Here is a 12846-nt window from a genome sequence, read left to right on the forward strand (position 1 = left end):
TCGCGCGCTAACTAGCGCCGAGCTTGGCCAGAATCGCCCGCAGTTGCTTCAGTTCGGCCTCGTCGAGCGCGACCAGGACATCGGGCGCTGGATCGTCGATCGCATCGATCGTGCGGACGATCTCGCGACCGGCATCGGTCAGCGATACAACTTTGCAGCGGCGATTGGTGGGATCAATTTCGCGCACGACGAGCCCACGACCTTCTAAGTCGTTGACCGCGACTGTGGCCGCAGGCGCATCGATGGTCGCGGCGTGCGCCAACTGCTTGACGGTCATCGATTGCCGACTCAGCCGCTTGAGGATGCGAATCCTGCTGAACGGCAGGCCTGTCTGTTCGACGACCGCGCGCTTCCACCCGTCCCGGTTGTCGATCACCAGCGAGGCGATCGCCCGCCAAACCTCGTCGGCCAGACCACTACTTGACATCGGCGCCCTCGAATCGCACATTCGGCCCGGCCACCAGCGGGGCGAGCCGCTCCGCGGAGCGCAGTGCCCGCGCCGACGTGGAGAAAACAGCGAGAGCGAGGATCACCACACCCAGTCCCGCACAGATCAGCCAGAGCGCCCTGGCCGCGACAGCAAAATCCACGCCTGTCGTGGCCAACGCCGATCCCACCACCGAACCGCACAGCGCCACACCGACGCTCACGCCGATCTGGCGGCTGGTTGAGGCCACCGCTGAGGCGGCGCCGGCCCGGTCCGTCGGCATGCCGCTGACCGCCGCGTTGGTGATCGGTGCATTAACCATCGAGAAGCCGATACCGAAGACGGCGAAGATCGCCAGCAGCTGCCACACAGCGGTGGTCGCAGTCAGCCGGGTGAGCATCAATGTCGCCCCGGTGATCAGAGTGCCGGCAATCAGTAGCGACGGCCGACTGCCGAAGCGGCCGACCAGCCGACCCGATAGTGGCGAAAAGATCAGCGCGCCAACCGCAACGGGCAAGTAGATCAGGCCGGTGTGCATCGCCGAAAAGCCCCGTTCGCTCTGCAGATACAGCGACATGACGAACAGGAATGCACCCCACGCCGCGAACGCACACACCGCGATCATCGTCGCTGACGCGAACGGGATGCTGCGGAAGAAGCGCAGGTCAATGAAGGGATCGCGGCGGCGCGACTCGTAGCGCAAGAAGCCCACAAAGGCCACTACAGCGACGACAGCCACCGCAACGATGCGGGGATCGGTCCAACCCCTTACGGGACCTTCGATCAACACGTATACGGCGCCGAACAGGAATGCCATGCCCAGCCCCTGCCCCACTGGGTCCACGTCGCGCATCGTCACCGACCGGGATTCGGGAACGAAGATGGCCGTCAACAGGATCGCGGCCGCACAGATCGGCAGGTTGATCCAGAAGACGACTCGCCAGTTGACGAGCTCGATCAGCGCTCCGCCGACGATTGGACCGAGCGCCATGGAGATGCCGACGACGCCGCCCCACACACCGATAGCGCGGGCGCGTTCGACCCGGCCGGTGAACACTTGCGTGATGATCGACATCGCGACCGGGTTCAGCATCGAGCCCCCGATGGCCTGCAGCATGCGCGCGAGGATCAGCATCTGAATGTTGGGCGACAGGCTGCACAGCAACGAGCCGAGCGCGAAGACGATCAACCCGATCTGAAACATGCGCCTGCGCCCGAACCGGTCTGCGGTCGCGCCGGAGAGCAGCAGCAGCGACGCCAGCACCAGCGTGTAGATGTCGATCACCCACTGCAGTTGCGACGCCGTCGCATGCAGGTCGGCCCGGATGTTCGGAATGGCGACGTTGACGATCGTCGCGTCCATCGACACGATCAGCAGGCTCAGGCAGCAGGACACCAAGATGATGGCCTTGCGCCGAGCACTCAGGTGCCCCCGCGAAGCTGGGAACGACCGGACGACAGTTTCATCCACACAACCATTGTGAAACTACAACTGTCTGCCATGCAAGGCGCATTCCGGTGGCGCTCACGACAGCGCGTGGGCCCACGCGGGGAAGGGGTTATCGGCCGTCGATGGCGGCGTAGTCGCGCTCGGTGTACCCCGTGTAGATCTGGCGCGGACGGCCGATCTTGCCGCTGCCGTCCTCGTGCATCTCACGCCAGTGCGCGATCCAGCCGGGCAGCCGCCCGACCGAGAACAGCACGGTGAACATCCGGGTCGGGAAGCCCATCGCGCGGTAGATCACGCCCGTGTAGAAGTCGACGTTCGGGTACAGCTTGCGCTCGATGAAGAAGTCGTCGGTCAGCGCGACCTCTTCCAATGCCTTGGCAATGTCCAGCAGCTCGTCGTCGCCGCCGAGCTTGCCGAGGATCTTGTCGGCCTGCTCTTTGACGATGCGTGCCCGCGGGTCGTAGTTCTTGTAGACCCGGTGGCCGAAGCCCATCAGCTTGACGTTGTCTTCCTTGTTCTTGACCTTCTTGACGAAGTCGTGCACGTCGCCGTCGGCCTGCCGGATCTTCTCGAGCATCTCCAGCACCGCCTGGTTCGCGCCGCCGTGCAGCGGGCCCCACAAGGCGTTGATGCCGCCCGAGATCGAGGTGAACAAGTTGGCCTGCGACGAACCGACCAGCCGCACGGTCGACGTCGAGCAGTTCTGCTCGTGGTCGGCGTGCAGGATCAGCAGCAGATCCAAGGCCCGCACGATCTCGGGGTCCACCTCGTACGGCTCGGCGGGAAATCCGAACGTCATCCGCAGGAAGTTCTCCACCAGGCTCAGCGAGTTGTCCGGATACAGGAACGGCTGCCCGACCGACTTCTTGTACGCATACGCCGCGATCGTCGGCAGCTTGGCCAGCAGCCGGATGGTCGACAGTTCGACCTGCTCGTCATCGAACGGGTCGAGCGAATCCTGGTAGTACGCGGACAACGCGTTCACCGCGCTGGACACCACTGGCATCGGGTGCGCGTTGCGCGGGAAACCATCGAAGAACCGCTTCAGGTCCTCGTGCAGCAGCGTGTGCCGCTGGATCTGGTGAGTGAACTTTTCGAGCTGGTCCTTGGTCGGCAGCTCACCGTAGATCAGCAGGTAGCTGACCTCGATGAAATTCGACTTCTCGGCCAGCTGCTCGATCGGGTAACCGCGGTAGCGCAAAATCCCGGCGTCGCCGTCGATGTATGTGATGGCGCTCTTGGTCGAGGCCGTGTTGACGAAGCCTTCGTCAAATGTCGTATAGCCGGTCTTGGCCAGCAACGAACCCAGCGCGAAGCCGTCAGCACCTTCGGTAGCGTGGACGACGTCCAAGTCAAGCTCGCCACCAGGGTATTTGAGAGTGGCGTGCTCATCCTTTTCGGCCACGGGGATCCCTTCTTCGTTGCAAGGAATGCGGAGTCTGCCCTACAAAAGGTAGTCGCATCGGCGCAGTCGTGCCCGCGGGGGGGCGGTCAGTTGCTCAGACCGGCTGCCGAACGTCCTCGATTACGTCCACGAACTGCGAGTACGCGCTGTCCACACGGGCGACCAGCTCATCGATGGTCAGATTTTCCCAATCGGTGTTCGCTCCCAGGTCGTCCTGGGCCGTCATGATGATGGCCGCCCACACAGTGGAGATCAGTTTCACTCGCTGATCCTCGACCGCGACTCCAATCCGTTTGGCCAGCGCCATGTTCGCCGGGTGGGGCCGAAATTCCGAGGAGGCCTGGCGCAGTGCAGGCGAAGACATGATGATCCGCACGGCCGCGAGGAGTCGCTCGGGCGTCAGTCCATTCGCCGGAGCTGTCTTGGTGCTGCGGTACATGCCCACATACGCCCGATACAGCGCTTCGAGGTGGTTGATATCGGCTGGCTGGCGTTCCAGTTCGGCGGCGGCCAACTCGACGGTATCGTCGATCAGCGCCAGCATTACGGCCTCTTTGGTGGCGAAGTAGCGGCTGAACGTGCGCGGTGAGACGTCGGCGACCGCAGCGATCTGGTCGACGGTCGTGCGCTCGAATCCTTGACGGTTGCACAGCTCGACGGCTGCGTCCACCAGCGTGGCGCGGGTGCGCTGTTTCTTGCGTTCACGCAGGCCGAGCGCCGGCTCCCCCCTTACTTCAGCCACATTTCGGAGCCTAACGCGGCAAGTTATGAATTGAATTAGAAACTGGCAAGGCCAGACATTTGGCGTTGCTCACACTTTGTCACCTTCGGCCACCCTGTAACGCACGAATGCCGGCACGACCAGTGCGGCGATGACCACACCGACCACCACCAAGACGCCACCGCCCGCCGCTGCCACTGTGGTGCCCACCGCGGCAGCGCCCGCGCCGTGTACGGCGTCGGCGAGCCGGGGGCCACCCGCAACGACGACCGTGAACACTCCTTGCAACCGGCCGCGCAAGTCGTCGGACGCCGCCTGTTGCAGGATCGTTGACCGAAACGCCGCCGACACCATATCCGCGCCACCACCAATGGCCAAGAACGCCAACGCAATCCAGAACACCGTTCCGGCCGTTCCATGCGCCAGTCCGCCGGCCACACCGAAACCGATCATCGCCATGCCCCACACCACGATCGCGACCACCACGGCCAAGCCTTGGCGGCGGATCCGCGGTAGCCAGCCCGAGAACACCCCGCCCGCGACAGCACCCGCCGACATCGCGGCGGCCAGCAGCGCCATCGTGGTGCCGCCCTCGATGGGACCTCCGAAACTGAGATGCGCCATTTCCGGGAAAAGCGCCCGCGGCATGCCGAAGATCATCGCGATCAGATCGACGACGAACGACATCAACACCACCTGGTTTCCGGCCAGGTAGCGAAAGCCGTCCAGCACCGCAGCGAATCCCCAACCGGATTGCCCCTGCCCGCCATTGGTGGGCGGCATCGGCGCGAGGCGGAACGTCGCCCATATCGGCGCGATGCACGTGACGGCGTCGATCAGATAGAGCGTGGACAGATCGACCCAGCGCAGCATCACGCCGGCCAGCAGCGGCCCGACGATGGCGCCGAACTGCATGACGGTCATGTTCAGCGAATTGGCGGCCGCCAGCTGGTCGCCGGGAATCATGCGCGGTATCGCTGCCGCCCGGGTGGGGCTGTTGATCGCATAAAAAGCCTGCTGCACCGACAGCAGACACAGCACCACCCAAACGTTGTTGAGCGACAGCGCGGCCTGCAACCACAGCAGCACCGATGCCACGGCCAGCCCGCACGACGCGATGATCAGCAGCAGCCGCCGGTCCATCGCGTCAGCCCATGCGCCACCCCATAGCCCGAACACGATGAGGGGCACGAGCGCGAAGATGCCCGCGAGCCCGACGTAGGCCGAGTTCTGGGTGAGCGCGTAGAGCTGCACCGGCACGGCGAAGATCGTCAGGTTGCCGCCGATGACGGTGACGATGCCGGCCAGCCACAACCGCCGGAAATCCGGTGCGCGCAGCGGCGTGGTGTCGGCGAAGAACTTCCGCACTACGGCTGGAGCCGCTCGACGCGGCTCGGTTGTGATGCCGGCTCGCCGGCTTCGAAATGCACGCGAATCCTGTTGTGCACCCGGTTCTCCCGGCCCTGCCAGAACTCGACGACCTCCGGCGCGATCAGGTACCCACCCCAATTCGGCGGCACCGGCACATCCTCGACGTCGGCGAATCGTTCTGTCACGTCGGCCAACTGTTCCAGCAGCGCAGCTCGCGAGGCAATCGGTTTTGACTGCTGTGACGCCCACGCACCGAGCTGGGAACCGCGGGGCCGTTTGGACCAGTAGTCGGTGGTCGCCTCGGCCGACACCTTCGTCACCGGCCCGCGCACGTGGACCTGACGGCCCAGCAGAAACCAAGGGAATGTCGCCGACGCGTACGGATTGGCCGCCAGGTCCTCGCCCTTGGCCGAGTCGTAATTGGTGAAGAAAGTGATGCCGGTGCCGTCCACGCTCTTGCACAACACGGTGCGGGTCATCGGCCTTCCCCGCTCGTCGACCGTTCCCACCACCATCGCGTTCGGTTCGGCCACACCGGCGCGCTCGGCGTCGGCTAACCACTTGCGCAGCAGCACAACCCAGCCATCGGCAAGCCAATCGGCATCCAGGTCAGGGCTGCCATCCTTCTCGACGGACCCGTACTCGACCCGCATCCTCGCCAGGTGTTCGTCATCGCGAGTTGCCACGCGATCACGCTACGCTCCGGCTGTTCGCCCGTTGGTTACCGACCGATAGACAGTGCGCGGAAGCAGGGTGCGAGAATCGGCCCATGACTGCTGTACCGGAAGACTTTGTCGAGGGTCTCGAAGGCGTCGTGGCCTTCACCACCGAGATCGCCGAACCAGACAAGGACGGCGGAGCGCTGCGGTATCGCGGCGTCGACATCGAAGATCTGGTCAACCAGCAGGTCACCTTCGGGGACGTGTGGGCGCTGCTGGTCGACGGCAAGTTCGGTCACAGCCTGCCGCCCGCCGAGCCTTTCCCGTTGCCCATCCACAGCGGCGACGTCCGCGTCGACGTGCAGGCGGGGCTGCCCATGCTGGCGCCGATCTGGGGATATCAGCCGCTCCTCGATATCGATGACCAGACCGCCCGCGAGCAGCTGGCGCGGGCGTCGGTGATGGCCCTGTCGTATGTGGCGCAGTCCGCGCGCGGCATCTACCAGCCCGCTGTACCGCAGCGCAAGATCGACGAGTGTTCGACCGTGACAGCGCGATTCATGACGCGATGGCAAGGCGACCCCGACCCCAAGCACGTCGAGGCCATCGACGCGTACTGGGTGACGGCGGCCGAGCACGGCATGAACGCCTCGACGTTCACCGCGCGGGTGATCGCGTCCACCGGTGCCGATGTCGCGGCCGCGCTGTCGGGCGCCATCGGCGCGATGAGCGGCCCGCTTCACGGCGGCGCCCCGGCGCGGGTGATCCCGATGATCGAGGAAGCCGAGCAGACGGGCGACGCGCGCGCGGTGGTCAAGGGCATCCTGGACCGCAACGAGAAGCTGATGGGCTTCGGTCACCGCGTGTACCGGGCGGAGGATCCGCGGGCCCGGGTGCTTCGCGCCACCGCCAAGCGGCTGGAAGCGCCGCGCTACGAAGTTGCCGCCGCGCTGGAGCAGGCCGCGCTGGCCGAACTCCGCGAACGGCGCCCGGACCGCGCGATCGAGACCAACGTCGAGTTCTGGGCAGCTGTCATCCTGGACTTCGCCCAGGTGCCGGTCAAGATGATGCCGGCCATGTTCACCTGCGGGCGCACCGCCGGCTGGAGCGCGCACATCCTCGAGCAGAAGAGGCTCGGCAAGCTGGTTCGCCCCGCGGCCATTTATGTCGGTCCGGCACCGCGCAGCCCCGAGGCAGTCGAGGGTTGGGACCAAGCCGTCAAGTCGTGACTGCGCCTTCCGACCCCGTCGCGACATTTGCCTCGGCGGCAAGGAGTTTCGCGGATCTCGTGCACCGCATCCCGGCGACAGCGTGGGATGGGCCCGGCCTCGACGACTGGGATCTGCGCTCCCTGGTGGGCCACGCGTCGCGGTCGCTGATCACGGTCAGCACCTACCTCCAGACGGCCGCCGAACGCGAAGACATCACCACGCCGCAGGAGTACTACGCGCGGGTGAATCCCTCGACCCTCGGCATCGATCCGGCGGGGATCGTGGAGCGCGGCCGTCAAGCCGGCCGCGACCTTGGAGACCGCCCGGGCGACATGATCGACGGCCTGGTTTCGCGGGCACTCTCGGATCTCGCGGACAGCGGTGATCCGTTGATCGCGGTCATCGGCGGGGCGGGGATCCGGCTGCACAACTATTTGCCGACCCGGACGTTCGAGCTGGCCGTGCATGGGCTGGATATTGCTCGCGCCGTTGACATTCCACTCGAATTGCCGGCCGATGTCGTCGAGGAGGCGACGGCGTTGGCGGCGCGCATCGCCGCCGTGCAGGGCCACGGCCAGACGGTGCTGCTGGCGTTGACCGGCCGCAGTGAGCTGCCCGCGTCGTTCTCGGCTGTCTGAGTTCATCTTCTTGTCGGTGCCGTGGTGTTGCATGGGCCTTGCCGATGAGATTCGCCCCTCAGCGTGGTCTATACGGGGGAGCCCATCGGGTCATATCCACCAACGAGGAGATCATCATGGCCATTGAAGTGCAGCCCGCCCTGTCCCCGCACCTGTGTGTCGACGGCGCCGCCGCGGCGATCGACTTCTACGTCAAGGCGTTCGATGCCGTTGAGCTGGGCCGGGTTCCCGGGCCCGACAGCAAGCTGATTCATGCCGCGCTCCAGATCAACGGGTCGACGGTGTTGCTCAACGACGACTTCCCCGAATACAACGAGGGCAAGTCGTCCACACCGACCGCGTTGGGCGGCACACCGGTCACCATCCACCTCACGGTCACCGACGTCGATGCGAAGTTCCAGCAGGCACTCGATGCCGGCGCCACCGTGGTCGCTCCGCTGGAAGATCAGTTCTGGGGTGATCGCTACGGCGTTGTGCGTGACCCGTTCGGCCACCAGTGGTCGCTGGGCCAGCCGGTGCGCGAGGTCAGCATGGAGGAAATCGCCGAGGCGACGAAACAGATGCAGTAAGGCAGCAGCTCCTACACGATGTTCGGGATGTAGGTCCCGAGCAGCTCCACGGGTAACCCGTTGGCGGTCGTGATCTGCTTTATCGCCGAAATACTGGCCGTCCTCGGGGTGCGCTCGAGTTCGGGTGTCGTCGGGTCGGATCCGTAGAGCCCGAACTCGAGGTCGTACCCGTTGGACCACTCGAGATTGTCGACGAATGACCAGTAGGTGTAGCCGCGAATATCCATGCCGTGCGCGATCTGGTCTTGTACGACCGCGATGTGGTTGACGATGTAGGACGGCCGCTTCGAATCGTCGTCGTCGGCGATGCCGTTCTCGGTCACCCACAACGGCTTTCCGTACGACGCCGCGACGTCGAGAACCTCGCGGAACCCACCCGGATCGGTCGGCTGGTTGAAGTCGCTGCATGTCGGCGAATCGGCCGAGCACCGCACCGGCAAGCCTTGCAGGAACGGGAATCCCGGGATCGGCGCGAAGCCGAAGCCCTGCATCGGTTGTGAGCCGTAGTACTGCACGCCCATGTAGTCGACCTTGTTCGTGAACTCGGGGTGCACCTCGCCGGCCTGTTTGACGCCGTCGAAGTTGGCGTCGACCCAGCCGTCGATGACCGCGTTCGGGAACCAGCGGTTGTAGTAGCTGTTCCACGCGTCAGCCGCCTGCGCGTCCAGCGGGCTCACCGGGTTGGCCGGCCGCGCCGGGATCATGTTGTTGGTGAACCCGACGAACGCCGCGGGCTGACCCGCCGTTGCGACCGTCGTGTCCCACTTGTGGATCTCGTCGTATGCGGCGACGTGCCCCTTGGCCTCGTTGACGAGGAAGGTCGACGCCAGGTCGGGCCGGATCACGCCGGGCGGCCAGTTCGGCAGCAGACCCGGAATGGCGAGGAACTCGGTCAGCACAGGAGGGAACGGCTCGTTGAGCGTCGCCCAGTTGTCGACCTGATCTCCGTACTTCCACGCCACGTATGCGGCGTACTTCTCGAATTCGGTCGGCGTGCTGGGCGACAACCATCCGGCGGCCTCAACCGGCAGGCCCAGCTGAATCAAGGGCCGCGCAGTGATCGGGTCGTGCACCCATGTCGGCAGCGTGAAGTGGTTGACGGTGATCAGCGGTTCCAGTCCGTGTGCGCGCAACGAGGCGAACACGTCGCGGTAATGGGCGACCTCATCCTGATTGGCCAACGCGTCCAGTGCCTGCAGATCGGCGAGGCTCACGCCGCCGCCTTCGTCCGAGATGTCAATGGATGCCGTGGAATTCGGGAAGATTCGGCTCCACTCGATGCTCATCCGGAACGTGTTCACGCCTAGGTCGGTTTCGGCCAGCGCTGCGTCCGAGTCGTAGTTGACGTAGGTGCCCGGTCCGTTCTCCGGCACGCCATGCGTGATTCCCAGGGCCTGGTTGATCGGGTCGTGCACCCACCTGTACCAATCCGAATTCGGATCGACGGGTGAACCCGGTCCACCCTCGGCCTGGAAGCCGGCGTGGGCCACACCCCAGTGGAAGTCGGTCGGGAATGACAGGTCGACGCCGGGCACCTGCGCGACGTTGACGGTGATGGTTTGTGCGACCGCGTCGCCGCCACCGGGATTGAGGAAGTTGCCCAGTATCGGCACGAATTTGAGCAGCCCAAGCGGGCCATGCACGTGCAGGCCGGCGGCCTCGTCGCTGACGACAACCGTGAACTGATCGGTCCCGCCGACCGCGGCCATCGCGTTCATGGGCCGGTAGGTGAAGTTGCCGTCCTCGTCGACCTCGACGGTTCCGCCGTTCAGTGGCCTGCCGATGACGGTGTAGGTCAGCGGGTCGCCGTCGGCATCGGAGGCACCGATGTTGCCTTTGACGACCGGGTCCCCGTCGGCGTCGAGGCTTTGGGTGTTCTGCGCCGGGTTGTAGGTGATGGTCGGTGACTCGTTGAAGAGCTCCCGACGCACCCATGCCAGCAGCGTCCACAGCGAAGGATCCGTGGGCGCCGCGGGAGCGCCTGCGCCGAATGGGGCCAGGACCGCGTTGACGACGCTGGACACCAGTCCGCCCACGTAGGTCACCAACGTGAGCGGATCGTAGGCAGTCGGCCATGGCCGCAAGCTCGGAACGGTCGGCGTGACCGCAGCCGTCGTTACTGCGGCAGTGTCGGCTGCAGATGAAAAGGTCTGCGCTGTAAAGGAACTCACCGGCATCGACTCGGACTTTGGCGCAGGGTCAGTGGCGGGCTGCGAATCGATGTCGACTTTGACCTCGACGGCGTCGACCTTGCTGTCGGGCGGCGACGGTGTGGCGGCCTGCGCCTGCGTGTGGGACGACTTGTTGGTGTCCGCCGGCGCGACGGGTTCGGTCTTCTCGTCGGCTTTGGTCTCTGTGGATTCGCCGGTCGTCGAGCTGGCGTGGGCGCCGCCGGTGCTCACCACGACACCGGGTGGTGCTTGCGTGGTCGTCGATCCCGTCGACGTCGACACGGTTGTGGAACCGGACGGCGGCTCGGTGGTGGTGGACGCGGTGTCCTTGGCGGATTTCGCGGATTCCGACACGGGAGTGCTTGTCGACGACTCCGCCGACGGCGTTTGCGATGAGGACGAGTCCGCAGACGACGTGTCGGGCGTATCGGCCCACGCGATCCCGTACCCATGCCCGGTGACCACCGCAACCCCGACTCCCAGCGCCACAGCCAAACCCCCGACCCGACCGACGTACGCCGCTGCACTCATGCACATTGCATACGCGCAGGCACCCGAGGCTGTGTCAATTTAGGGAAAGTCGCGATAGTTCGTCGACCAGCGTCACTCGTGCGCCACGGCGAACGTCCGGTCGTTTCCAACGGCCGGTCCAATCGGTTTCCAACCTACGTTCGGCAACATCGCCGGCATGACTTCACCGCAATCGAATTATTCAGCCGGCCAGGCACCAACCCCGTCGCCGGGAGTTGACGCGGCGGGCCGTCCCCTGTCCGACAAGAGCAAGCTGACCGCTGGGCTCCTGGGAATCTTCCTCGGAAGTTTCGGCGTAGGCCGCTTCTACCTCGGCTACACGACCATTGGAATCGCCCAGGTTGCTGTTACTTGGCTGACCCTCGGGATCGGTGCGATCTGGCCGTTGGTTGACGCTGTTCTCATCCTGGTCGGCAAGGTGCCCGACGCACAGGGCCGAACCCTCCGCGACTGAGGAGAAGTTGGCAGCGATGCTCGAAACCAAGACAAGGACGGTTCTCTTCGCCGGTGCCCTCACCCTCGGCCTGGCGGCCTGCTCGAGCGGACCGAGCGTCGTCAGCAAGGACGACGTAGTCGGCCAGGTCACGTCGAAGATGACCGACGCGGCCGGCAACAAGCCCGAATCAGTGACTTGCCCGCAGGATCTCAAGGCCGAAGTCGGGGCGACGATCGACTGCCAGATGAAGGTGAAATCGCAGACGTTCAACGTCAACGTGACGATCACCAGCATCGCCGACAACAAGGCCAACTTCGACATGGTTGAAACGGTCGACAAGGACCAGGTCGCCAGCACCATCAGCGACCGCCTTGCCCAGCAAGTACACCGTCCGGATTCGGTGACCTGCCCCGATAACCTAAAGGGCGTTACGGGCGCGTCGCTGAGATGCGAGCTAACCGATCAGGGCCAGACCTACGGCATGACGGTCACGGTCACGGACGTCGTGGGCGGAGACGTGAACTTCGACTACAAGGTCGACGACCAACCCACATAGAACCCAGTTCAACGGCGCAAGCGAGCCTCTCACGGGTAACCAGCAGACGTGCACAGCGTTCTGACGGTCGATACACAGCTAGTTCCAGGGTTAATGGCCTGCGTCCCATGGAGATTCACCTAGCCCGCCGACTTTGCACTCCGCAGGTATCGTCTCACCGAACTGAAAACCTTTGCTGAGGGTCGGGTGAGATGGTCGAGTACTTCCTGTCGGGCGCCGTCGAGGCCCGCGTCGACGGCGCGCGTGCAGCGCTCGGCGGGCCGAAGCAACGCTGTGTACTGGCAGTGCTGCTGGCCGACCATGGCACGGTCGTCAGCAACGACCGGCTCATCGATTGCGTGTGGGATGACGGGCCGCCACCGAAGGCGTTGGCGTCGCTTCGCTCCTACGTCACCAATCTGCGTCGAGCGCTGGACACAGGTACCGCAGTCGACAGTGCCCAGGGCAAGCGGGTGGAGTCGCGCCCACACGGCTATCAGTTGAACCTGCTCGACGGCGATTCGGTCGATTTGCACCAGTTCGAAGCCCTCGTGTCTGCGGGCCGGGCCGCCCTGATCCGCAGCGATCCCGCCGGCGCCGCCGGCATGCTCGGCGAGGCATTGGCGTTGTGGCGCGGTGATCCGTTCGGCGAGTTCGCCTATCGCGATTTCGCGGCACCCGACGTCGTCCGGTTCACCGCGCTGGGGACTACCGCGATCGAG

14 protein-coding genes are annotated in these 12846 nt (G+C 65.1%); 7 read left to right on the top strand and 7 right to left on the bottom strand.

Translation table 11 applies throughout. The features are described 5' to 3' along the window. Positions 1-7: 7 nt before the first annotated feature. From VJV41_RS23625 to pdxH, 6 genes are all read right to left on the bottom strand, one after another. Positions 8-427 (bottom strand): MarR family winged helix-turn-helix transcriptional regulator, encoded by a 420-nt coding sequence (locus VJV41_RS23625; RefSeq protein WP_325337819.1) that lies wholly within the window; start codon positions 425-427, stop codon positions 8-10. Beyond that, a complete protein-coding gene (locus VJV41_RS23630) occupies positions 417-1898 on the bottom strand; it encodes an MFS transporter (RefSeq protein WP_414685031.1) in 1482 nt (493 codons plus the stop codon). The genes VJV41_RS23625 and VJV41_RS23630 overlap by 11 nt, the downstream gene beginning before the upstream one ends. An 88-nt stretch (positions 1899-1986) precedes the next feature. Further along, complete coding sequence (locus tag VJV41_RS23635; protein ID WP_325337820.1) at positions 1987-3282, bottom strand: citrate synthase; 1296 nt, start codon at positions 3280-3282, stop codon at positions 1987-1989. A gap of 94 nt (positions 3283-3376) precedes the next feature. Beyond that, positions 3377-4024, bottom strand: coding sequence for a TetR/AcrR family transcriptional regulator (locus VJV41_RS23640; protein ID WP_325337821.1), 648 nt, complete (start codon positions 4022-4024; stop codon positions 3377-3379). A gap of 69 nt (positions 4025-4093) precedes the next feature. Further along, positions 4094-5371 (bottom strand): MFS transporter, encoded by a 1278-nt coding sequence (locus tag VJV41_RS23645; protein WP_325337822.1) that lies wholly within the window; start codon positions 5369-5371, stop codon positions 4094-4096. Next, positions 5371-6027 (bottom strand): pyridoxamine 5'-phosphate oxidase, encoded by a 657-nt coding sequence (pdxH, locus tag VJV41_RS23650; protein ID WP_414685034.1) that lies wholly within the window; start codon positions 6025-6027, stop codon positions 5371-5373. The genes VJV41_RS23645 and pdxH overlap by 1 nt, the downstream gene beginning before the upstream one ends. Before the next feature lie 116 nt (positions 6028-6143). Between pdxH and VJV41_RS23655 the strand changes: the two genes are divergently transcribed. The 3 genes from VJV41_RS23655 to VJV41_RS23665 all read left to right on the top strand — a co-directional run bounded on the left by VJV41_RS23655 (position 6144) and on the right by VJV41_RS23665 (position 8451). Beyond that, on the top strand, positions 6144-7262 hold the full coding sequence (locus tag VJV41_RS23655; protein WP_325337825.1) for a citrate synthase 2: 1119 nt from the start codon (positions 6144-6146) through the stop codon (positions 7260-7262). Continuing rightward, positions 7259-7882 (top strand): maleylpyruvate isomerase N-terminal domain-containing protein, encoded by a 624-nt coding sequence (locus tag VJV41_RS23660; protein WP_325337827.1) that lies wholly within the window; start codon positions 7259-7261, stop codon positions 7880-7882. The genes VJV41_RS23655 and VJV41_RS23660 overlap by 4 nt, the downstream gene beginning before the upstream one ends. A gap of 116 nt (positions 7883-7998) precedes the next feature. Beyond that, positions 7999-8451, top strand: coding sequence for a VOC family protein (locus VJV41_RS23665; protein WP_325337829.1), 453 nt, complete (start codon positions 7999-8001; stop codon positions 8449-8451). An 11-nt stretch (positions 8452-8462) separates the two neighbouring features. Here VJV41_RS23665 and VJV41_RS23670 read toward each other — a convergent pair whose 3' ends face one another. Then, entirely contained in the window at positions 8463-10496 is a 2034-nt protein-coding gene (locus VJV41_RS23670; RefSeq protein WP_325337830.1) for a family 1 glycosylhydrolase, read from the bottom strand. Positions 10497-10551: 55 nt separating this feature from the next. On the opposite strand from VJV41_RS23670, the gene VJV41_RS23675 reads away from it, so the two are divergent. The 4 genes from VJV41_RS23675 to VJV41_RS23690 all read left to right on the top strand — a co-directional run. Next, a complete protein-coding gene (locus VJV41_RS23675) occupies positions 10552-11196 on the top strand; it encodes a hypothetical protein (RefSeq protein ID WP_325337832.1) in 645 nt (214 codons plus the stop codon). Positions 11197-11310: 114 nt separating this feature from the next. Next, a complete protein-coding gene (locus VJV41_RS23680) occupies positions 11311-11607 on the top strand; it encodes a TM2 domain-containing protein (RefSeq protein ID WP_414685032.1) in 297 nt (98 codons plus the stop codon). A gap of 16 nt (positions 11608-11623) precedes the next feature. Continuing rightward, positions 11624-12145, top strand: coding sequence for a DUF4333 domain-containing protein (locus VJV41_RS23685; protein WP_325337834.1), 522 nt, complete (start codon positions 11624-11626; stop codon positions 12143-12145). Between the two features lie 191 nt (positions 12146-12336). Continuing rightward, on the top strand, positions 12337-12846 hold a 510-nt coding region (locus VJV41_RS23690; protein ID WP_325337835.1), incomplete at its 3' end, for an AfsR/SARP family transcriptional regulator.

This window comes from Mycobacterium sp. (genome assembly GCF_035274705.1).
In the GTDB taxonomy this organism is placed as follows: Bacteria; Actinomycetota; Actinomycetes; order Mycobacteriales; family Mycobacteriaceae; genus Mycobacterium.